Origin of the sequence: Streptomyces sp. NPDC020884 (genome assembly GCF_044333935.1) — a bacterium.
Lineage (GTDB): Bacteria > Actinomycetota > Actinomycetes > Streptomycetales > Streptomycetaceae > Streptomyces.
This window is the reverse complement of record NZ_JBIRRY010000006.1, coordinates 1-20,936: the sequence shown is the minus strand read 5'-3', so window position 1 is coordinate 20,936 and position 20,936 is coordinate 1. Positions and strand designations below refer to the sequence as shown.

The 20,936-nt window shown below is 73.0% G+C and carries 17 protein-coding genes and 2 riboswitches; of the genes, 7 read left to right on the top strand and 10 right to left on the bottom strand.

From position 1 onward, the window contains the following. Positions 1 to 37: 37 nt before the first annotated feature. The 7 genes from ACH4UK_RS19510 to ACH4UK_RS19480 form a co-directional block, all read right to left on the bottom strand. Complete coding sequence (locus tag ACH4UK_RS19510; RefSeq protein ID WP_398357813.1) at positions 38 to 1,687, bottom strand: FAD-dependent monooxygenase; 1,650 nt, start codon at positions 1,685 to 1,687, stop codon at positions 38 to 40. 113 nt (positions 1,688 to 1,800) lie between these two features. Continuing rightward, positions 1,801 to 2,865, bottom strand: a complete 1,065-nt coding sequence (locus ACH4UK_RS19505) for a biotin/lipoate A/B protein ligase family protein (protein WP_398357812.1) — start codon at positions 2,863 to 2,865, stop codon at positions 1,801 to 1,803. 100 nt (positions 2,866 to 2,965) lie between these two features. Continuing rightward, positions 2,966 to 3,784: an enoyl-CoA hydratase gene (locus ACH4UK_RS19500; protein ID WP_398357810.1), complete on the bottom strand. Its 819-nt coding sequence runs from the start codon at positions 3,782 to 3,784 to the stop codon at positions 2,966 to 2,968. Continuing rightward, positions 3,781 to 4,707, bottom strand: a complete 927-nt coding sequence (gene mmsB, locus ACH4UK_RS19495) for a 3-hydroxyisobutyrate dehydrogenase (protein WP_398357808.1) — start codon at positions 4,705 to 4,707, stop codon at positions 3,781 to 3,783. The genes ACH4UK_RS19500 and mmsB overlap by 4 nt, the downstream gene beginning before the upstream one ends. Further along, complete coding sequence (locus ACH4UK_RS19490; protein ID WP_398357807.1) at positions 4,704 to 5,771, bottom strand: enoyl-CoA hydratase/isomerase family protein; 1,068 nt, start codon at positions 5,769 to 5,771, stop codon at positions 4,704 to 4,706. The genes mmsB and ACH4UK_RS19490 overlap by 4 nt, the downstream gene beginning before the upstream one ends. Continuing rightward, positions 5,768 to 6,922, bottom strand: a complete 1,155-nt coding sequence (locus tag ACH4UK_RS19485) for an acyl-CoA dehydrogenase family protein (RefSeq protein WP_398357805.1) — start codon at positions 6,920 to 6,922, stop codon at positions 5,768 to 5,770. Before ACH4UK_RS19485 ends, ACH4UK_RS19490 begins: the two co-directional genes overlap by 4 nt. Then, the gene (locus tag ACH4UK_RS19480) at positions 6,919 to 8,421 is read right to left on the bottom strand and encodes a CoA-acylating methylmalonate-semialdehyde dehydrogenase (protein WP_398357803.1); all 1,503 of its coding nucleotides are present in this window, start codon (positions 8,419 to 8,421) and stop codon (positions 6,919 to 6,921) included. The genes ACH4UK_RS19485 and ACH4UK_RS19480 overlap by 4 nt, the downstream gene beginning before the upstream one ends. 226 nt (positions 8,422 to 8,647) lie before the next feature. Further along, positions 8,648 to 8,827: riboswitch (cobalamin riboswitch) on the bottom strand. 175 nt (positions 8,828 to 9,002) lie between these two features. Here ACH4UK_RS19480 and cobF point away from each other — a divergent pair. Next, a complete protein-coding gene (gene cobF, locus ACH4UK_RS19475; RefSeq protein ID WP_398357801.1) occupies positions 9,003 to 9,794 on the top strand; it encodes a precorrin-6A synthase (deacetylating) in 792 nt (263 codons plus the stop codon). Between the two features lie 92 nt (positions 9,795 to 9,886). Here the strand turns inward: cobF and ACH4UK_RS19470 are convergent, their stop codons facing one another. Beyond that, positions 9,887 to 10,084, bottom strand: a complete 198-nt coding sequence (locus tag ACH4UK_RS19470) for a hypothetical protein (RefSeq protein WP_398357800.1) — start codon at positions 10,082 to 10,084, stop codon at positions 9,887 to 9,889. 278 nt (positions 10,085 to 10,362) lie between these two features. On the opposite strand from ACH4UK_RS19470, the gene ACH4UK_RS19465 reads away from it, so the two are divergent. The 6 genes from ACH4UK_RS19465 (at position 10,363) to ACH4UK_RS19440 (ending at position 19,524) form a co-directional block, all read left to right on the top strand. After that, positions 10,363 to 11,007 (top strand): TetR/AcrR family transcriptional regulator, encoded by a 645-nt coding sequence (locus tag ACH4UK_RS19465; RefSeq protein WP_398357799.1) that lies wholly within the window; start codon positions 10,363 to 10,365, stop codon positions 11,005 to 11,007. A gap of 50 nt (positions 11,008 to 11,057) precedes the next feature. Continuing rightward, positions 11,058 to 12,452 (top strand): MFS transporter, encoded by a 1,395-nt coding sequence (locus ACH4UK_RS19460; RefSeq protein WP_398358512.1) that lies wholly within the window; start codon positions 11,058 to 11,060, stop codon positions 12,450 to 12,452. 31 nt (positions 12,453 to 12,483) lie between these two features. After that, positions 12,484 to 12,699, top strand: a riboswitch (cobalamin riboswitch). Positions 12,700 to 12,864: 165 nt separating this feature from the next. Beyond that, complete coding sequence (gene metE / locus ACH4UK_RS19455) at positions 12,865 to 15,189, top strand: 5-methyltetrahydropteroyltriglutamate--homocysteine S-methyltransferase (protein ID WP_398357797.1); 2,325 nt, start codon at positions 12,865 to 12,867, stop codon at positions 15,187 to 15,189. Positions 15,190 to 15,310: 121 nt separating this feature from the next. Beyond that, on the top strand, positions 15,311 to 16,330 hold the full coding sequence (locus ACH4UK_RS19450) for an immunity 49 family protein (RefSeq protein ID WP_398357795.1): 1,020 nt from the start codon (positions 15,311 to 15,313) through the stop codon (positions 16,328 to 16,330). Between the two features lie 208 nt (positions 16,331 to 16,538). Beyond that, positions 16,539 to 18,062, top strand: a complete 1,524-nt coding sequence (locus ACH4UK_RS19445) for a pyridoxal phosphate-dependent decarboxylase family protein (RefSeq protein WP_398357793.1) — start codon at positions 16,539 to 16,541, stop codon at positions 18,060 to 18,062. Between the two features lie 70 nt (positions 18,063 to 18,132). Beyond that, positions 18,133 to 19,524: a lysine N(6)-hydroxylase/L-ornithine N(5)-oxygenase family protein gene (locus tag ACH4UK_RS19440; protein ID WP_398357791.1), complete on the top strand. Its 1,392-nt coding sequence runs from the start codon at positions 18,133 to 18,135 to the stop codon at positions 19,522 to 19,524. A 63-nt stretch (positions 19,525 to 19,587) separates the two neighbouring features. On the opposite strand, the gene ACH4UK_RS19435 is transcribed toward ACH4UK_RS19440, so the two are convergent. Continuing rightward, positions 19,588 to 20,550, bottom strand: a complete 963-nt coding sequence (locus ACH4UK_RS19435; RefSeq protein ID WP_398357789.1) for an electron transfer flavoprotein subunit alpha/FixB family protein — start codon at positions 20,548 to 20,550, stop codon at positions 19,588 to 19,590. A gap of 53 nt (positions 20,551 to 20,603) precedes the next feature. After that, positions 20,604 to 20,936, bottom strand: a 333-nt coding sequence (locus ACH4UK_RS19430) for an electron transfer flavoprotein subunit beta/FixA family protein (RefSeq protein WP_398357787.1), incomplete at its 5' end; no start/stop codon positions are given.

Here is a 20,936-nt window from a genome sequence, read left to right as displayed (position 1 = left end):
CTCCCCCCAAGGTCCTCCCGCGGCGGGGTTTCCCGTCTCACGGGCCGAAGACCCGCCCGAGCGCCGACGACAGCTCCCGCACCGTCGCGGGACACAGCCGGGCGCCCAGATATCCGTCCGGCCGCACCACGAACGCCGTCCCCTCCCCGGCCCCGTACCGGAGCGCGAACTCGCCGAGGCCGTCGCGGTGGACGGGGACCGCCGCCTCCTCGCGAGCGGTCCCGTCGGCGCGCAGGATCCAGTGCGTCTCCACCAGCCCGTGGGACGACTCCCGTGCGGCGGAGGCGAGATCGGCGACGGTGTCGCCGGCCGGATGGGACCCGTACACCAGCAGGACGTGCCCCCTCCCGCGCAGGACGTCGAACAGCCGCACCGGATAGGCCGCGATGTCGTTCGTGAGGCCCCCGCAGTCCGGCGCCCGGTCGCCCGGCCGCGGCGCGCCGTCGTCGTCCGGCGGCGACGGCGTCACCAGCGGGCTGTCCCGGTAGCCGATGAGCAACTGGGCCTCGCGCAGCAGCAGCGTCCGCGGGTCCTCCGGGTCGGCCTGGACCCCCTCGGCGGCATGCCGCACGGTCCGCCCGACGACCTCCTCGCCGACCGGGTGACGCTCCGCGTCGTAACCGGCGAGCACCCGCGGCCCCGCCGCGTCCCCGACCGCCAGCGCCAGCTTCCAGGCCAGATTGCAGGCGTCCTGGATCCCGGTGTTCATGCCCTGGGCGCCGGTCGGCGGATGGATGTGCGCCGCGTCCCCGGCGACGAACACCCGGCCCCGGCCGTAGCGGTCCACCAGCCGGTGACTGATCCGGAACACCGACGACCAGCGCAGCGCGGACGCCGTGACCGGGGCCGGGGCCAGCCGGTCCAGAACCTTCTGGACATCGGCGAGGGCGGGCGCGGTGCCGCCCTCCAGCCCGTGGGCCACCCCGTCGCCGCCCGCCGCCCCGGACGCCTCCGCCTGCCGCGCGGCGGACAGCTCCGGCGGAACCAGCATCGACATCCGGTAGCGGCCCGTCCCCGGCAGCGGGATGCAGACCAGCAGATCGTCGATGGCACCGTCCTCGCCCCGGTGCATGGAGCGCACCCCGTACCCGGACGGCAGGTCCCAGCCCACCTCCACATCGGCGAGCATGTACTCCTCCGGGAACGCGCCGCCCTCGAACGAGAGCCCCAGTCCCTTGCGGACCAGGCTGTGCGCCCCGTCGCACCCCACCAGGAACCGGGACCGCACCTCCGCCTCGCCACCGGACGCCGTCGACAGCCGGCTCGTCACCCCGTCGGCGTCCTGGGCGAACGACACCAGCTCGGTGGAGCGCTCGATCGCCGTGCCGAAGCGCCCGAGGAACTCCTCCAGGACGCGTTCGGTCTCGTACTGCGGCAGCGCCGCGAAGCCGTACGGCACCTCCGGCGGCAGCACCAGCTCGATCCGCCCCTGCTCCACGCCGTTCAGGTACGTCAGCTGCCCGCGCATCGGGACCGCCGCGTCCAGCACGTCCCGCACCAGGCCCATCCGGTCGAAGAGCTCCAGGGTGCGGGGCTGGAGGCCCACCGCCTTCGCGAACGGCAGCCGGGCCGGGAGCCGGTCCACGATCCGGCAGGAGACCCCCGCCCGCCGCAGCTCCGCGGCGAGCGTCAGGCCGACCGGGCCGGCGCCCGCGATCATCACGTCCGTCGCCTCGCTGCGCACCACCGGTGTCTCCCGCCATGAGCCCCCACGGGCGGATGCCCTGGGCTCATCGTCGCGCGGCGGGCGGCTTCCGGCACCCCGGGAGCGGCCCGCGCCGGCGCGGTGCGGCGGTCCGCCTACGGCACCCGGGCCGTCCACTGCGGCGTACCGAACTTGGTGCGTACGAGCTCCTCGGCGCGCGCCAGCTCGGTGTCCGTCACGCTGCCCGCGGTGAGCCCGTGGCGCCTGCGGAAGGAGTCGATCATCCGTTCGATGACGACCTGGCGGGGCAGCCCGGTCTGCCGCCGCAGCGGGTCGACGCGCTTCTTCGCGGACCGGGTGCCCTTGTCGGACATCTTCTCCTTGCCGATCCGCAGGACCTCCAGCATCTTGTCCGCGTCGATGTCGTACGCCATGGTCACGTGGTGCAGCACCGCCCCCGGCCCGCCGTCCGGGCCGACCATCCGCTTCTGCGCGGCCCCGGCGATCTTGCCGACCTCGGTGGCGATGTCGTTGAGCGGCTGGTACCAGGCCTTGATCCCCATGTCGGCGAGGGCTTCGAGGACCCAGTCGTCCAGATAGGCGTAGCTGTCGGCGAACGACAGCCCGGAGACCAGGGACTGCGGAACGGCCAGCGAGTAGGTGATGGTGGAGCTCGGCTCGGCGAACATCGCGCCACCGCCGGAGATCCGGCGGACGACGTCCACGCCGTGCCGCTCGACACCCGCCGGGTCCACCTCGTTGCGCAGCGACTGGAAGCTGCCGATGATCACGGCGGGGGAGTCCCACTCCCAGACCCGCAGCGTCGGCGGCCGCAGCCCCGCCGCGACCTCCGCGGTGATCACCTCGTCCAGCGCCATGTGCAGCGCCGGCGACTGCGGGGCCTCGTGGATCAGCTGCCAGTCGTAGTCGCTCCACTCGGTCGCCTGCGCGAGGGCCCGGCGCACGGCGACGGCGACGCCCTCCGCGCTCAGCCCGAGCATCACCGTGGAGTCGGGCAGCGCCGCCTCGACGCGGGCCGCGAGGCCCGCCGTGTCGGTGGTGGCCGGGGCGCCCTCCAGCGCCGCGTCGATCGCCAGGATCGCCTCGTCCGGTTCGAGGAAGAAGTCCCCGGCCACCCGGACGTTCCGCAGCGCCCCGCCCGCCACCTCCAGGTCCACCACGACCAGCTTGCCGCCGGGAACCTTGTACTCACCGTGCACAGCGCCGCCTCCAGCTCCGGGTGGCCCGGCTCGGAGATGAGCCGGACACACCCGTGCATAACGCGCGGGGAAGGGCGAATCATCCCCGGCCCCCAGGAGATCAGCGGTGTGTGAACTCCGCCGGCCGCTTCTCGGTGAACGCCTTCATGCCCTCCTTCTGGTCGTCCGTCGCGAACACCGCGTGGAACAGGCGGCGTTCGAAGCGGACGCCCTCGGCGAGCGTCGTCTCGAAGGCCCGGTTCACCGCCTCCTTCGCCATCATCGCGACGGGCGCCGACATGCCGGAGACCGTCCCCGCGACCGCGAGCGCCTCCGTCAGCAGATCCGCGTCCGGCACGATCCGGGAGACGAGGCCGGCCCGCTCCGCCTCCTGGGCGTCCATGGTCCGGCCGGTGAGGCAGAGGTCCATCGCCTTGGCCTTGCCGACCGCCCGGGTGAGCCGCTGGGATCCGCCGATGCCCGGGATCACGCCGAGCCGGATCTCCGGCTGCCCGAAGACGGCCGTGTCCGACGCGATGACCAGGTCGCACAGCATCGCCAACTCGCAGCCGCCGCCCAGGGCGTAGCCCCGTACGGCGGCGATCGTGGGCGTGCGCAGCTGACCGAGCCGGTCCCAGGCGGTGAACCAGTCGCTGAGGTACATGTCCATGTAGCTCCGCGGCTGCATCTCCTTGATGTCCGCCCCGGCCGCGAACGCCTTCGCCCCGCTGCCGGTGATGACGATGCAGCCGACGTCCGGGTCGCGGTCCAGCGCCTCCGTGGCCTCGACGGTCTCCCGCATGACGTCCAGGCTCAGCGCGTTGAGCGCCTTGGGCCGGTTCAGGGTGAGCAGGGCGGTACGGCCCCGGCGCTCGACCAGGATGGTTCCGTACAGCCCCGGGGTGGACGTGCTCTCGCTGCTTTCGCTCTGCCCGCTCATGGGGTGGCGCCCTTCTCTGTGTCGGTGGTGTGCGCCGAGGCCGCCCGGATGGCCCGGACGATCCCGGAGAAGTCCTGGTCCGCCCCCGCGCCCTCGGCGAACCGTGCGTACAACTCGGCTGCTCGCAGGCCCAGTTCGGCGTCGACTCCGCCCGCGCGGACCGCGTTGGCGGCCAGCTGGAGGTCCTTGGCCATCAGCGGGGCGGCGAACCCGGGGCGGTAGTCGCGGTTGGCCGGGCTGGCCGGGACCGGACCGGGGACCGGGCAGTTGACGGTGAGCGCCCAGCACTGACCGGAGGCGGCCGACGCCACGTCGTACAGCGCCTGGTCGGACAGGCCGAGGCTCTCCGCGAGCACGAACGCCTCGCTGACGGCGATCATCGAGACGCCGAGGATCATGTTGTTGCAGATCTTCGCCGCCTGCCCGGCTCCGGCCGCCCCGCAGTGCACGGCCTTCCTCCCCATCACGGACAGCAGCGGCTCGGCCTGCGCGAACGCGGCCTCCTCGCCCCCGGCCATGAAGGTCAGCGTGCCAGCCTCGGCCCCCACCACCCCGCCGGACACCGGGGCGTCCAGCGAAGGGTGGCCGGCCGCCGCCGCTGCCGCGTGGGCGGCGCGGGAGTCGGCCACGTCGATGGTCGAGCAGTCGACGAACAGAGTGCCGGGACGGGCGGCGGCGAGCAGGCCCTCCGGCCCGTACAGGGACAGGACGTGGCGGCCCGCGGGCAGCATCGTGATCACCACATCGGCCACCGAGGCGGCGTCGGCGGCGGACCGCGCCCGCTCGACCCCGCTCGCCACGGCGGCCGACAGGCAGGCTTCGACCAGATCGTGGCCGAGCACCCGGTGTCCGGCCCTGACGAGGCCCGCGGCCATCGGGCCGCCCATGTGGCCCAGTCCGATGAAGGCGACGGTCGTGGTCACCAGGGCACCTCCTGCGGTGAGTCGGATGCGGCGAGGGACAGTTCCTCGCCGCCGGTCGGTGCGAAGTACCGGGCCACGTCCGCGTCCGTGACCTCGACGAGCGTGCCGGGCGACCACCGGGGTGCGCGGTCCTTGTCGATCACCTGGGCGCGGATGCCCTCCACCAGGTCGGGGGAGGACAGGGCCGCGTACGAGACGCGGTACTCCTGCTCCAGCACCCTTTCCAGCGGGCCCAGTTCGCGGGCCCGGCGCAGTGCGGCGAGGGTGACCTTCAGCGCGGTCGGCGAGCGGCCGAGGATCGTGGCCGCCGCCTCGCCCGCCGCCGGGGCGTCGGAGGCGAGCAGCCGCTCCACGATCTCCTCGACCGTGTCGGCGGCGTAACAGTGCTCGATCCAGGCGCGGTCGGCTTCCAGTGCCCCGGGGGGCGCGTCCCGGACGTGGCGGCGCAGCACCTCGGCGGGTGGTCCGGTCCGCAGTCCGGCGAGGAGGGCGGGCAGCTCCTCCTGCGGCACGAAGTGGTCGGCCAGCCCGCACAGCAGCGCGTCCCGGGCCCCCAACACCGCACCCGTCAGGGCGAGATGGGTGCCCAGCTCCCCGGGTGCGAGGGCCAGCAGATAGGTGCCCCCGACGTCCGGCACGAAGCCGATCCCGGTCTCCGGCATGGCGACCGCGGAGCGCTCGGTGACGATCCGGACGCTGCCGTGCGCCGAGACCCCGACCCCGCCGCCCATCACGATGCCGTCCATGACCGCGACGTACGGCTTGGGGTAGCGGGCGATCCGGGCGTTGAGCCGGTACTCGTCGCGCCAGAACGCGGCCGATGCCGTGCCGCCCGCGCGGGCGTCCTCGTAGATCGAGCGGATGTCGCCGCCCGCGCACAGGCCGCGCTCCCCGGCCCCGGTGATGACGACGGCCGCCACCTCGGCGTCGTGCTCCCACCGGTCCAGGGCGGCCGCGATCGTCTCCACCATCGTGTGGGTGAGGGCGTTGAGCGCCCTGGGCCGGTTCAGGGTGAGCACCCCCGTGCGTCCCTCGACGCACGCCCGCACCAGTTCCTCGGTCATCGCAGGGCTCCCGTCAGGCTCCGGGCCACCATGACGCGCATGATCTCGTTGGTCCCTTCCAGGATCTGGTGGACCCGCAGGTCCCGGACGATCTTCTCGATGCCGTACTCGGCCAGATAGCCGTAGCCGCCGTGCAGTTGGAGCGCCCGGTCGGCCACCGAGTAGCCGGTGTCCGTCGCGAAGTGCTTGGCCATCGCGCACAGCTTCGGGGCGCCGGCCACGTTCCGGTCGAGCGCCTCGGCGGCCTGCCGCACCAGCGCTCGGGCGGCGGCCAGCTCGGTCGCCATGTCGGCCAGCCGGAACTGCAGCGCCTGCGCGTCCAGCAGCCGGCCGCCGAACGCCTCCCGGCTCGCCAGATGGGCGAGGCTGCGGTCCAGGGCGCTCTGCGCACCGCCCAACGAGCAGGCGGCGATGCCGAGTCGGCCGCCGTTCAGCCCGTTCATCGCGATGCGGAAGCCGTCGCCCTCCTCGCCGAGCAGCCGGTCGGCCGGGATCCGGACCTCATCCAGCAGGACCTGCCGGGTGGGCTGGGCGTTCCACCCCATCTTCTTCTCGTTGGGCCCGAACGAGAGCCCGGGGTCGTCCCGTTCGACGAGGAACGCGGAGATCCCCCGGGGTCCGTCGTCGCCGGTGCGGGCCAGCACGATGTAGAGGTGCGCGGCGCCCGCCCCGGAGATGAACTGCTTCGTCCCGCTCAGCACGTAGTGGTCGCCGTCGCGCACTGCACGGGTGCGCAGCGCGGCGGCGTCGGACCCCGCGCCCGGCTCGGTCAGGCAGTAACTGCCCAGCCGCTCCATGGTGCAGAGCGCGGGCAGACAGCGGCTCCGCTGGTCCTCGCTGCCGTACCGGTCGATCATCCAGCCGACCATGTTGTGGATGGAGAGATAGCCCGCGATGGACGGACAGCCGGTGGCCAGGGCCTCGAAGACCAGGACGCCGTCGGAGCGGGAGAGCCCGGACCCGCCGACGTCCTCGCGTACGTAGACGCCGCCGAGGCCGAGCCGCGCCGCCCTGCGCAGCACGTCGACGGGGAAGTGCTTGTCCTGGTCCCAGGCCACGGCGTGCGGGGCCAGGTGTTCCTGGGCGAAGTCCAGGGTCGTCTCGACGACCGCGAGCTGGTCGTCGGTGAGGAGCGTGGTCACGGCACTCATCCCATGGTCGGAATCGTGAAGCTCGCGCCGTCCCGGATCCCCGAGGCGGGCCAGCGCGATGTGACGGTCTTCGTACGGGTGTAGAAGCGGATGGCGTCCGGCCCGTGCTGGTTCAGGTCCCCGAAACCGGACCGCTTCCAGCCGCCGAAGGTGTGGTACGCCACCGGCACCGGGATCGGCACGTTGACGCCGACCATGCCGGTGTCGACGCGGCGCGTGAAGTCGCGGGCGGTGTCGCCGTCGCGGGTGAAGAGCGCGACGCCGTTGCCGTACGGGTGCTCCGACGGCAGCCGCAGCGCCTCCTCGTAGTCCGCCGCACGGACCACGCAGACCACCGGGCCGAAGATCTCCTCCTGATAGATCCGCATGTCGGGCGTGACCCGGTCGAAGAGGGACGCGCCCGCGAAGAAGCCGTCCTCGTGGCCTTCCAGGGTGAAGTCCCGCCCGTCGACGACCAGTTCGGCGCCCTCCTGGACGCCGAGGTCGACATGGCCGCGGACCCGGTCCACCGCGTCGCGGCCCACCAGCGGCCCGAAGTCGGCGTCCGGGTCGTCCGAGCGGCCGATCCGCAGCTCGGCGATCCGCTCGGTGAGCCTGGCGACCAGCGCGTCGGCGGTGGCCTCGCCCACCGGCACGGCCACCGAGATCGCCATGCACCGCTCGCCCGCCGAGCCGTATCCCGCGCCGATCAGCGCGTCCACCGCCTGGTCCAGGTCGGCGTCCGGCATCACGATCATGTGGTTCTTCGCCCCGCCGAAACACTGCGCGCGCTTGCCGTGCGCGGCGGCGGTGGCGTAGATGTGGGCGGCGATCGGGGTCGAGCCGACGAAGCCGAGCGCCTTGACGCGCGGGTCCTCCAGAAGCGTGTCCACGGCCTCCTTGCCGCCGTTGACGACATTGAGCACCCCGGGCGGCAGACCCGCCTCCAGGAACAGCTCCGCCAGCCGCAGCGGCACCGAGGGGTCCCGCTCAGAGGGCTTGAGGATGAAGGCGTTTCCGCAGGCCAGAGCGGGTGCGGCCTTCCACAGGGGGATCATCGCGGGGAAGTTGAACGGAGTGATGCCCGCGACGACCCCGAGCGGGCGGCGCAGCGAGTGGACGTCGATCCCGGCCCCCGCGTTGTCGCTGAACTCGCCCTTCAGCAGATGCGGGACACCGGCGGCGAACTCCACCACGTCCAGCCCGCGCGCGATGTCGCCGTGCGCGTCGGCCACGGTCTTGCCGTGCTCGGCGGAGAGCAGCCGGGCCAGGGAGTCCCTCTCCTTCTCGACGAGCTGGAGGAAGCGCAGCAGAACCCGGGCCCGGCGCTGCGGGTTCCACTCGCCCCACGCGCTCTGCGCCTCGACGGCATCCGCGATGGCCGTGGTGGTCTGGGAGCGGTCGGCCAGCGGCACGCGGGCCTGGACCCGGCCGGTGTTGGGGTCGTGGACATCGCCGTAGACGCCCGAGGTGCCGGGCGTGTGCTTGCCGCCGATGAAATGGGTGAGTTCGCGGACCATGGAAGCCTGCTCTCGTCGGTGAGATCGTCAGGTGAGATCCGGGATGGCGCGCGGCGGCCACCGGCGCGCGGCGCACCGGTGGTTCGGTGCGCGGGCGTCGAGGGGCCTGCCGTGGTGGACGCGAAGGGCGGGGGCCGTCAGGGGGCGGGGAGAACCGCTCGCCGGGACAGGCCTGCGGGGCCGTGGGTGCGGACCGGTGCCATGCGTGTCTGCTCCATCCTCGTGGAAACACGGAACAACCCGCGGCCGGTATCCTGACTCCCGGATCAGCGCGCGTCCTCATGCCTTCCCGACGGCTGCTTCGCCGTCAGTGGCGTGTCCTGCGAGGACGAACTCCCCGGTCACAGTGGCGGGACCGCGCCGGAATCACACCGGCTTCCCTGACACCACGGGCCTTGAGGGCGCCCGGCTGCGTACCGGTCACCCCGCTGCCCCGAAGATATAGTTGGACGTCCTAGTAAGTCCACCCCGCCTCGCCCCGGACCCGATCCGCACCGCATCGCACGGGGGCCGGGCGGGGGAGTCCGTCACGGGGGCCGAGGCGCAGCGCATCGGAAGAACCACCAGGAAGAACGGCTGACATGAGCGACGCACCACGCCACCTCCTCGTCATCGGCATGGGAGCCGGCGACCCCGACCACCTGACCCTCGCCGCGGTGAAGGCCATGCGCCGGGCCGACGTCTTCTTCGTGCTCGGCAAGGGCCAGGAGAAGGAGTCCCTGACCCGGCTGCGCCGGGACATCCTCGACGAACACCTCACCGGCTCCTACCGCGTCGTGGAGGCCGAGGACCCGTGGCGGGACCGCACCCAGCAGGACGCCGGGCGCTACACCTCGGCGGTCCACGACTGGCGCCACCGCCGCGCCGACCTCTGCGAACGCCTGATCGCCGAGGAGCTCGCGCCTGGGCAGTGCGGAGCCTTCCTCGTGTGGGGCGACCCGTCGCTCTACGACAGCACGCTCGCGATCCTCGACGACATCCAAGGGCGCGGCACGGTGGAATTCAGCCATGCGGTGATCCCCGGGATCAGCAGCGTCTCCGCCCTCGCCGCCCGCCACCGCGTCACCCTGAACCGGGTCGGCCGCCCCATCCGCATCACCCCCGGCAGGCGCCTCGCCCAGGGCTTTCCCGAGGACGACGGCGACATCGTCGTGATGCTCGACGGGCATGAGACGTTCACCCATCTGACGGGCAGGGGTCTGTGGATCCACTGGGGCGCGTACCTCGGCACCCCCGACGAGATCCTGGTCTCCGGCCCGCTCGACGAGGTCGCCGGCCGGATCAGCCGACTGCGCGCGGAGGCCCGCGAACGGCACGGCTGGATCATGGACACCTACCTGCTGCGCCGGACCCCGGACGGCACGGACGACTGACGGCCCGGACGGCTGACGGCCGACAGTCGACGGTCCACGTCGAGGCGCGGACGGCGATGGCCTCCGCACCTCGTCGTCGGACCGGCAGGGTGTCAGCGCCTGATCTCGTGCGCCCTGATCACGCCGAGCCCGTGCCCCAGGCTCGGGCATTCGGCGGTCAGGTCGTCGCCCCGCACCAGGTAGTCGTACACCCGGCCGTCCGCCGGCCGCTCGGTCGCGCGATACAGCGTGCCGTTCACGGTGATCGTCCAGTCGTCGCCGTCCTGGGCCCACCCGACTGTCTTCTTCATACGGCGTTGTCCCTTTCCTCGGTCGGCTCGCCGCGGGTCGGCGGCCGTGTAGTGGGAAGAAGAACGGCTTGTGACGCTCCGTGGTTCCGCGTTCTCTACGCCATTCGGTTACAGCTGGGTCACTGCCTCCACACAGTCGAGGTCAGCGACCTGACCGGAAATCAGGAAGTGCGTGACGAACAGCAGAACGGGCGTGGAACGCCCGTGCCCGCGTCCGTGCCCGACCCGGGCCGCATGATGAGTAGACACTGTCTACTTCGCGGTGCTAGAAAATCCTCATGGAAGACGAATCCCCCTTGCGGGAACGGCTGGTGGACGTCGGCGTCGAGATGCTGGAGACCGAGGGGATCGCGGCGTTGGGGCTGCGGGAGATCGCCCGGCGGGCCGGCGTCTCGCACGGCGCCCCGCGCCGCCATTTCCCCACCCACCGCTCCCTGCTCTCCGCCGTCGCCGGGCGCGGATTCGACGCGCTGAAGGACCGGCTCGACACGGCCCTCCAGCCGGACGGCGAGCCGCGCGCGCAGCTGAGCCGCCTCGCCGACGCCTATGTCGGATTCGCCGTCGAGCACCGCCCGATGTTCGAGCTGATGTTCCGCCACGACCTGCTGGACGGCGGCGACGAGGCCGACGGGCGGCCCCGGCTGCGGGAGAAGACGCTCCCGCTGTTCGCGTCCGTCGTCGCCCTGGTCGCCCGCCACCGCCAGGACGCCGCCCGGGAATCGCCCCTCGGCCCCGGGGACGCCCCGGACGCCGTGGCCGCCGTCTTCTGGGCGAACGTCCACGGCATCGCCCAACTGTGGAGCTGGGGGAGTCTCTCCCTCACCCTCGACGCCCCCTCGCCGGGCGACGAGCACGCCCACGCGAGCCTCGCACCCCTGATCGCCCGGACCGTCGAGGCCCACCTCGGACCGGCGAACCCGTGACCGCGGCCGTCCGGCCCCGGCTCGCCCTCGCGGGCAGTGTCGCCGGGGCGATGATCGTCGCGCTCGACGGCTCCGTCCTCATCGTGGCCCAGCCCACGCTGCAGCGTGATCTCTCCGCGACCCTGGCCCAGGTGCAGTGGACGAGCACGGCATACCTCCTCGCGGTGGCGGGACTTCTCGTTCTCGCCGGGCGGCTGGGCGACCGCTACGGCCACACCCGGCTGCTCATGATCGGCTCCCTCGGCTTCGGGGCGGCGTCCGCCGGCATCGCCGTCGCACCCTCGGTCGGCTGGGTCATCGCGCTGCGCGCCGTACAGGGAGTGTTCGGGGCCCTGCTCCAGCCGGCGACGCTGGAGCTGCTCCGCCAGGTCTACCCACCGGACCGGCTCGGGCTGCCGGTCGCCCTGCGGACCAGCGCCATCGGGGTGGCCGCCGCCACCGGTCCACTGCTCGGCGGCTTCCTGGTGGCGCACCTCGGCTGGCGGTCCGTCTTCGTCATCAACGTGCCCGTCGCGCTCCTGATCGGCCTGTTCTGTCTGGCGGCCCGCGTCCCCGAGCATGCGGGCCGGAGCGCGTCGCGCCGCCTGGAGGCCGGCGGGGCCCTGCTGCTCGCGGCCGCGCTCGCCCTGCTGGTGAACGCGCTCGCCGAGGTCGAACGCCACGGCTGGGCCGGCCGCCGTACGCTGGCGGGGCTGGTCTGCTCGGCCGTTGTCGCGGCCGTCCTCGTCCGCCACGAACGCCGCAGCCGCCATCCGCTGATACCGGCGGCGGTCGCACGGTCGGTACCGGTCACCGCTTCGCTGGCGATGCTGCTGTGCACCACGACCGGCATGTTCGGCGCCCTGTTCGTCAGCACGTACTTCCTCCAGAACGCCGTGGGCCTCGACCCGCTCGACAGCGCCCTGCGCGCGTGGCCGTTGACGGCGCTGATGGTCGTCGGCGCGCCCCTCGCCGGGTTCGCGCTGCGCGGACTCGGCGCCAGGACCACCGCGCTCGGCGGCACGCTGCTGGTGGTCCTGGGGATCGGCTGGCTGGCCCGGACGGACACCGGCACCGGCCCGGTGGCGATGGGCGCGGCCTTCGCGCTGCTGGGCGCCGGGTACGCCACGGTGATGGTCACGGCCACCGGGACGGTGGTCGGCGACGCACCGCCCGGATACGCCGGAGTGGTGGGCGGCCTCAAGCAGACCGCCGTGAACATCGGCCCCGTCCTCGGCATCGCCGTCGCCGCCGGTCTGCTGCCCGCGGCCCGGGGCGGGCCGGCGCAGCAGTGGCAGGGGCCGATGGGGACGGCGCTCCTGGTGCTCGCCGCGACGGCCGCGCTCGCGCTGCTGCCCGCGGCGCTGCTGCCGGGCGCGGCGCGCCGCGCCGGACCGCCGCGGGACGCGGACCGCCGACGGCCGCGGGCGGCGGACTCGTGTCCCACATCACCGTCCGAAGTGTGAACAACGGTGTGCGCCCGGCGGTCGCCCCCTTAGGCTGACCGGCGCAGCTGGTTCGTCCTGTCCGCCAGACAGGGTGTCGTAAGAGGGAACCCGGTGGGAATCCGGGACTGCCCCGCAGCGGTGAGTGGGAACGACCGCCGTCATACGCACTGGGCCCGGCCGGGTCTGGGAAGCGACGGCCAGTAGGTGTCTGCCCCGGCAGACGCGCCCGCGAGTCCGAAGACCTGCCCGCTGTCCGCACGCGACCGTTCGCGTGCGGAGATCCCGGTGACCTCGTGGGCGGGTCGGCGTAACCGTCAGGTGGACGGACACGGTTCTCCGTGTCCCGGTGTCCGCCCGACGCGTCGTCCCTTCGCGTCCGCGTCCCGTCCCGGGATCTGCCCCCGCAGACACGCTCGCGAAGGAGAGTCACGTGACAGCGAAGCCCGCAGCCGCGGCAGCACGGGCCACCGTTTACGGCTACCCCCGACAGGGACGCAACCGTGAACTGAAGAAGGCCATCGAGGGCTACTGGAAGGGCCGCGTCGACGCGGACACCCTCCGGCGGACCGCCGCCGAACTGCGCAGGGGAACCTGGCAGCAGCTCGCCGGGGCCGGAGTCCACGAAGTGCCGACCGGAGACTTCTCGTACTACGACCATGTCCTGGACACCAGCGTCATGGTCGGCGCCGTCCCCGAACGGCACCGTGACGCGGTCCGCGCCGACGCCCTCGACGGCTACTTCGCCATGGCCCGCGGCACGCAGGACGTCGCTCCGCTGGAGATGACGAAGTGGTTCGACACCAACTATCACTACCTGGTACCCGAGTTGGGACCGGACACGGTGTTCGCCGCCGACTCCGCCAAGCAGGTCGCGGAGTTCGGGGAAGCCCTCGCGCTCGGCCACACCCCCCGCCCGGTGCTCGTCGGACCCGTCACCTACCTCCTGCTCGCCAAGGCGGCGCCCGGTGTGGCCGCCGACTTCGAGCCGCTGACCCTGCTGGACCGGCTCCTTCCCGTGTACGCCGAGGTCCTTGCCGACCTGCGTGCGGCGGGCGCCGACTGGGTGCAGCTCGATGAGCCGGCCCTGGTCCAGGACCGCACTCCGGCCGAACTGAACGCCGCCGCCCGCGCCTACCGCGAGCTCGGCGGCCTGACCGACCGGCCCCGACTGCTGGTCGCCTCCTACTTCGGGCGGCTCGGCGAAGCGCTGCCGGTCCTGGCCAAGGCCCCCGTCGAGGGGCTCGCCCTCGACTTCACCGAATCCGGCGCGGCCAACCTCGCCGACCTCGCCGCGGCCGGCGGACTGCCCGGCAAGCGGCTGGTCGCCGGGGTCGTCAACGGCCGCAACATCTGGATCAACGACTACGAGAAGTCGCTCGCCACCCTCGGCACGCTCCTCGGCCTCGCCGACCGGGTCGACGTCAGCGCCTCCTCCTCGCTGCTGCACGTCCCGCTGGACGCGGACGCCGAGCGCGACATCGCCCCCCAGATCGCCCGCTGGCTCGCCTTCGCCCGGCAGAAGACCGAGGAGATCGTCGTCCTGGCCCGCGGGCTGGCCGGCGGCACCGACACGATCGCCGCCGAACTCGCCGCCAACCGGGCCGACCTGGCCTCCCGCTCCGGTGCGGCGCTCACGCACGACCCGGCCGTGCGCGCCCGTACGGCGGCCGTCACCGACGCCGACGGCCGCCGCTCGCAGCCGTACACCGAGCGCTCCGCCGCCCAGCGCGCCCACCTCGGGCTGCCGCTGCTGCCGACGACCACCATCGGCTCGTTCCCGCAGACCACCGAACTGCGCACCGCACGCGCGGACCTGCGGGCCGGGCGGATCGACGAGGCCGGGTACGAGGAGCGCATCAAGGACGAGATCCGCGAGGTCCTCTCCTTCCAGGAGAAGGCGGGGCTCGACGTCCTGGTGCACGGCGAGCCCGAACGCAACGACATGGTGCAGTACTTCGCCGAGCAGCTCACCGGATACCTCGCCACCCGGCACGGCTGGGTGCAGTCCTACGGCACCCGCTACGTCCGCCCGCCGGTCCTGGCGGGCGACATCTCGCGCCCCGAGCCGATGACGGTGCGCTGGACCGCGTACGCGCAGTCGCTGACCGAGCGCCCCGTTAAGGGCATGCTCACCGGACCGGTCACCATGCTCGCCTGGTCCTTCGTCCGCGACGACCAGCCGCTCGGGGACACCGCCCGCCAGGTGGCCCTCGCCCTGCGCGACGAGGTGAACGACCTGGAGGCGAACGGCACTTCGGTGATCCAGGTCGACGAGCCCGCGCTGCGCGAGACGCTCCCGCTGCGGGCCGCCGAGCATGCCGCGTACCTGGAGTGGGCCACGGAGTCCTTCCGGCTCGCCACCGCGGGCGTGCGGCCGGACACCCAGATCCATACCCACATGTGCTACGCGGAGTTCGGCGACATCGTCCAGGCCATCGACGACCTCGACGCCGACGTCATCAGCCTGGAGGCCGCCCGCTCCCATATGCAGGTCGCCCGCGAACTGGCCGCCCACGGCTACCCCCGTGAGGCCGGACCCGGCGTCTACGACATCCACTCCCCGCGCATCCCCAGCACGAAGGAGGCGGCGGCCCTTCTGCGCAAGGGACTTGAGGCCATCCCGGCCGAGCGGCTGTGGGTGAACCCCGACTGCGGACTCAAGACCCGGGGCTGGCCCGAGACCCGGACCTCCCTGGAGAACCTGGTCGCCGCCGCCCGGGAGATCCGCGCGGAGCTGCCCACCGACGCGGTGTGATCCGGGCCTGGTGCGGGAGCGGCCACCGCCGCTCCCGCACCGGGCCGCACCCCGCGGGGATGTCCGAGCCCGCTGATAGCGTGCCACGTCCGGCTGGAAGATCATGAAGGGGCGGCGGGTCGTGCGGGAAGTGACGTGCCATGAGATCGATGCCCGGCGTCTGAGCGAGGCGCTCGAAGGCATCACCGGACGCACCGTGCGGCGGTGGCATCTGATGCGGTACGACGACCCGTCCCCCGAGCGGCTGCGCGAGCTGGCCGACGAGCTGCTCGACCACGTGGCCGCTCGGGCCGGGACGGGGGCCGCGCTCGACCGTGCGGCGCGTTCGGTGTTGCGGACGGCCGCGGAGTGCCGGCTGGGGGAGCTCAGCGTCGGCTGCTTCCCCAACGGTGACCAGGAGCTCCACTTCCCGTCCATCGGTGAGACGCTCAGCAGCGAGGAGACGGCCTTCGGCGATGTCGTCGCCTTCGGGGGAGGGCGGGCCCCATCGGCCAGGACCTGGCTCGACGCGTTCGCGGTCCTGCTGGTCAGCGGGCTCGTCCGGGACCGGCAGCGGGTGATCGGCCTCCTCCTGCGGAACGACTACGCGCCCGCGATCCGCGAAGGGGTGCCGTATTCCCCGCTCGACTCGGTGTCGGACCCGGCGGACCTCGCCGCGATGGACGCCCTGTGCCTCTATCTGGCCGAGGCCGACGGGCCTCAGCCCCGGCACTGGCCCACCGTGCCGCTGCGCAGGCCCGAAGCCGGTGAACGCGCGGTGGCAGCGGCGAAGTTGGACGCTATCGGCACTCCGGCACCCGATCAGCGGCTCCTTCGCGTCCTCCTCGACGCCGAACAGGAGCCCTTCGAGGAGGCGTTGGCGACCCGGCTCGCCGACCACCGGGAGAGCGTGGGACCCGACCCGGCCCCCCGGACCCTGCTGCCGCTCGACGCCCTCGCCCTGGCCGCGCTCGCCGTGCAGGTGCACGGGTGGAGACTCGACGTCCGCTCCGGCTACCTGCCGGCCGAGCTGCTGGGGACCCCCGATGCGCCGCAGCGGGCCGGGCGGTCGCGCACGAACGAGCTGGGCGGCTGGTCCACGGAAGAGCAGCTGCGCCCCGACTGCACTGAGGGGAACGGGAGTTCGTACGCTGGGGGCTAGGACCGGGCGTCGGAAAGCCGTTCTTCCGCAGCTGAAAAGTTAGGTTAGCCTAACCGTCGAATGTCGGTGGTGGATCTTTCCGCGACCGGTCTCGACCCGCGTGCGGACGCCGCTCCCGCCCGACCCGCCGCGCCCCCCGACCGAAGGGCTTCGCCATGCCGCGTGCTCAGCTCCCGCCGTCCGGTGAACTGCCCCTGGAGTGTGGGGCGTGAGCACCGGTACGCCGTCGATTCCCGGGCCCCCCGGCAGTCCGGGGCGTCTCCTCGCGGGCGGCGTGGCCGGGCCGGGACGACTACGGGACCTGACCGCGATCGTCCTGGACGCGCTGGAGAGCGCCGCCCCGGCCCGGGGCGGACCGCTGCCCGCCGGAGGGCCCGAAGCCGTGGCGCTGAGGACCCTCGCCCTCTGCGCCCCGGTCCTGCCGGAGGAGGGCGTCGGCCCCGAGGCCGCGCTCGGCGATCTGGTCCGCGCGGTCGCGGAAGGGGCAGCCGATCCGGCCGACCCCGCCTGCGTCGCCCATCTGCACTGCCCGCCGCTCGCCGTGGCCGTCGCGGCGGACCTGGCGGGGGCGGCCCTCAACCCGTCCATGGACTCCTGGGACCAGGCGCCCGCCGCCGGGGTGATCGAGGAGCTGACCACGGCCGCGCTGGCCCGACTCGTCCACCCGACGGCGTCCGCCCCCGACGCGCTCATCACCAGCGGCGGCACCGAGTCCAACCTGGTCGCCCTGCTCCTCGCCCGGGAACGGGCGGCACCCGGCCCGCTGCGGGTGGTGACCGGAGCCAACGCCCACCACAGCGTCCACCGCGCCGCATGGATGCTCGGACTGCCCGCACCCACGGTCGTCGCCTGCCGCGACGGCCGGATCGACCCGGCCGCCCTGGAGGGTGCCCTGGCCGCCCTTGCCGGAGCGCCGCTCCTGGTCGTCGCCACCGCCGGAACCACCGACGAGGGGCGCATCGACCCCCTCCCGGAGATCGCCGAGGTCGCCGAACGGCACGCGGCCCAGCTCCACGTCGATGCCGCGTACGGGGGTCCGCTGCTCTTCAGCGAGCGCCTGGCCCCGCAGCTCGCGGGCCTGGAGCGCGCCGCATCCGTAACCTTCGACCTGCACAAACTCGGCTGGCAGCCGGTCGCCGCGGGTGTGCTGGCGGTCGCGGACGCCGGGATGCTCGCCCCGCTGTCCCTGCGCACCGACTACCTCAACGCCGACGACGACACCGAGGCCGGACTCCCGGACCTGCTGGGCCGTTCGATCCGCACCACCCGACGCCCCGACGCCCTGAAGATGGCGGTCACCTTCCGGGCGCTGGGACGCCGGGGACTCGGCGAACTGGTGGAGCACTGTGTGCGCACGGCCGATGAGTTCGGCCGGGCCGTCGACGCCCGCCCGGCACTGCGCCGCCGCCCCGGCGCGATCGGAATCAGCACGGTGCTGTTCCGGCCGACGGTGGCCGACACACTGCCCGACGAGGCGGGCGACGCCGTGGTCGCCGCCGTCCGCCGCACCCTGCTCGTCGAGGGACGCGCGGTCCTCGGCCGCGCGGTGGCCGAGGACGGCGACGGCCGACGCCGTCTGTGGCTGAAGGCCACACTGCTGCACCCGAACTCCGCGACGGCCGACCTGCTTCCGCTGCTCGACCTCGTCACGGCGGCGGCGGACCGCGCCGCGACCGAAGCCCCGGCGGTCGCCGGTGCCGACGTCCCCGTGGCGGAAAGGCTGTCGCCATGACGCCGACGACGCGCACGACTCGCCCGGGACGACCCCCCGCCGCCCTCGCGACCCCCGCCGGAGGAACCCGATGACACCCGGACCGCGGACGCCGCCCCTGGATCTGCTGGGGGTGGGGGCAGGGCCCTTCAACCTCTCGCTCGCCGCGCTCGCCGACGGCGTACCCGGCCTGCGCACCGTCTTCCACGAACAGCGTGCCGCCTTCCACTGGCACCCCGGCCTGCTCATCGAGGGCGCGACCCTCCAAGTGCCTTTCCTGGCCGACCTGGTGAGCCTCGTCGAGCCCACCAGCCCCTGGTCCTACCTCAATTACATCAAGATCCGCCGCAGGCTCTTCCCGTTCTACTTCGCCGAGCGCTTCCACATCCACCGCTCCGAGTTCGACGACTATCTGCGCTGGGTGAGCGCCGAACTCCCCTCCACCCGCTTCGGCCACCGGGTCGACACGGTGACCTGGGATTCCCGACAGGCCGCGTTCGGCGTGGAGTTCACCCGGCTGGGCCCCGACGGGGAGACGCTCACGACCGGTCTCGCCCACGCCCGCAACCTCGCCCTCGGCGTCGGCACGGTCCCCTACGTCCCCGAGCCGCTGCGGGCGATGGTCCAGGACCCGGCCGCCGTCGTGCTGCACTCCGCGGACTACCTCGCCCAGCGGGACCGGCTGCTGGCCGCCCGCCACATCACCGTCGTCGGCTCGGGCCAGTCGGGCGCCGAAGTCCTGCTGGACCTCCTGCGGTCCCGGCCCGACGGGGCGGAGGGGCTGACCTGGCTGGCCCGTACGCCCGCCTTCGCGCCCATGGAGTACAGCAAGATCGGCCTGGAGCAGTTCACCCCCGACTACACCCGCTACTTCCACGGACTCCCGCAGGCCACCCGGGACCGGCTCCTGCCCCGCCAGTGGCAGCTCTACAAGGGCGTCAGCGGGGACACCCTCGGCGACATCCACGACGAGCTGTACCGGCGCAGCCTCGGCGGCGGCTGGCCCGACGTCACGCTCACCCCCGGCATCGAGGTCACCGCTGCGGCCACCACCGGGGCGGGGCGCATCGAACTGGGCGTCGAGCACGGCCAGCAGGAGACCCGGGGCCGGCTCGTCACCGACGCCGTCGTCCTCGCCACCGGTTACCGGGAGCGCCCCGTCGACCTGCTGCTCGCCGCTCTCGACCCGTACATCGTCCGCGACGAGGCCGGACGTCCGCAGGTCGACGCGGCCCAACGGCTGGTCCTGGCACCGGAGATCGCCGGTTCCGTCTTCGTGCAGAACGCCGAACGGCACACGCACGGCGTCGGCGCACCGGACCTGGGCCTGGCCGCCTGGCGTTCCGCCGTGATCGTCAACGCGCTGACGGGCAAGGAGTTCTACCCGTTGCCCGAGCGCACGGCCTTCACCACGTTCGGGCTCGGCGCACAGGATCGCGACGACCGGGACCCGTCGTCGCGTTCCGCCGAGGAACGACGGTGACAACGCGGAAGGGCCGCGCGGTGGGGTTCACCGTGCGGCCCAGTGCGGGGGTGGTGCGGGGGATCAGCCCTTGCGGGTGTTGATCTCCTCGGTGAGCTGGGGAACGACGGCGAAGAGGTCACCGACGACGCCGTAGTCGACGAGTTCGAAGATCGGGGCCTCGGCGTCCTTGTTGATCGCGACGATCGTCTTGGAGGTCTGCATGCCCGCCCGGTGCTGGATCGCGCCGGAGATACCCGAGGCGATATACAGCTGCGGGGAGACGGACTTGCCGGTCTGCCCGACCTGGCTGGTGTGCGGATACCAGCCCGCGTCCACCGCCGCACGCGACGCACCCACCGCAGCACCCAGACTGTCCGCGAGCGCCTCGATGACGGGGAAGTTCTCCGCACCGTTGACCCCACGGCCACCGGAGACCACGATCGCCGCCTCGGTCAGCTCCGGGCGCCCCGTCGACTCACGCGGGGTCCGCGAGGTGACCTTCGTCCCCGTCGCACCCTCACCGAACGACACCGGCAGAGCCTGCACCGCACCCGCGGCCGCAGCCGGCTCGACAGGCGCCGAGTTCGGCTTCACCGTGATCACCGGGACACCCCGGGAGACCCGGGACCTCGTCGTGTACGACGCGGCGAACGCCGCCTGCGTCGCGACCGGACCCTGCTCACCGGCCTCCAGATCCGTCGCGTCCGTGATCACACCGGAACCGACCCGCAGCGCCAGACGCGCGGCGATCTCCTTGCCCTCGGCGGAGGACACCACCAAAACCGCCACCGGGGAGACCGCATCGAACGCGGCCTGCAACGCATCGACCTTCGGCACCACCAGATAGTCCGCGAACTCCGACGCGTCCGAGACCAGAACCCTCACCGCACCGTGCTCACCCAGCACACCCGCGGTCGCCTCCGCACCCGCACCCAGCGCCACCGCCACCGGATCACCGATCCGACGCGCCAGCGTCAGCAGCTCCAGCGTCGGCTTACGCACCGCACCGTCCACATGATCGACCAGAACAAGAACTTCAGCCATGACAACGCACTCCAAGAGAGAAGAGACAGAAGAAGAGAGGGGGAAAGGAGGGGCTAGATGAACTTCTGGCCCGCGAGGAACTCGGCGAGCTGCTTGCCGCCCTCGCCCTCGTCCTTCACGATCGTGCCCGCCGTGCGCGCCGGACGCTCCGTCGCGGAGTCCACGACCGTCCACGCACCCGCCAGACCCACCTCGCCCGCCTCCAGCTCCAGATCCTCCAGATCCAGCGACTCGACCGGCTTCTTCTTCGCCGCCATGATCCCCTTGAACGACGGGTACCGCGCCTCACCGGACTGGTCGGTCACCGACACCACCGCCGGAAGCGACGCCTCCAACTGCTCCGTCGCCGTGTCACCGTCACGCCGACCCGTCACGACACCACCGTT

Bases quoted from the DNA above. Each gene is read 5' to 3' on its own strand.
- ACH4UK_RS19460 (WP_398358512.1), top strand. From the start codon at position 11,058: ATGATCGTCGCGCTCGACGGCTCCGTCCTCATCGTGGCCCAGCCCACG.
- ACH4UK_RS19440 (WP_398357791.1), top strand. From the start codon at position 18,133: ATGACACCCGGACCGCGGACGCCGCCCCTGGATCTGCTGGGGGTGGGG.
- ACH4UK_RS19485 (WP_398357805.1), bottom strand. From the start codon at position 6,922: ATGAGTGCCGTGACCACGCTCCTCACCGACGACCAGCTCGCGGTCGTC.
- ACH4UK_RS19470 (WP_398357800.1), bottom strand. From the start codon at position 10,084: ATGAAGAAGACAGTCGGGTGGGCCCAGGACGGCGACGACTGGACGATC.
- cobF (WP_398357801.1), top strand. From the start codon at position 9,003: ATGAGCGACGCACCACGCCACCTCCTCGTCATCGGCATGGGAGCCGGC.
- ACH4UK_RS19500 (WP_398357810.1), bottom strand. From the start codon at position 3,784: ATGAGCGGGCAGAGCGAAAGCAGCGAGAGCACGTCCACCCCGGGGCTG.
- ACH4UK_RS19490 (WP_398357807.1), bottom strand. From the start codon at position 5,771: ATGACCGAGGAACTGGTGCGGGCGTGCGTCGAGGGACGCACGGGGGTG.
- ACH4UK_RS19465 (WP_398357799.1), top strand. From the start codon at position 10,363: ATGGAAGACGAATCCCCCTTGCGGGAACGGCTGGTGGACGTCGGCGTC.
- ACH4UK_RS19480 (WP_398357803.1), bottom strand. From the start codon at position 8,421: ATGGTCCGCGAACTCACCCATTTCATCGGCGGCAAGCACACGCCCGGC.
- ACH4UK_RS19435 (WP_398357789.1), bottom strand. From the start codon at position 20,550: ATGGCTGAAGTTCTTGTTCTGGTCGATCATGTGGACGGTGCGGTGCGT.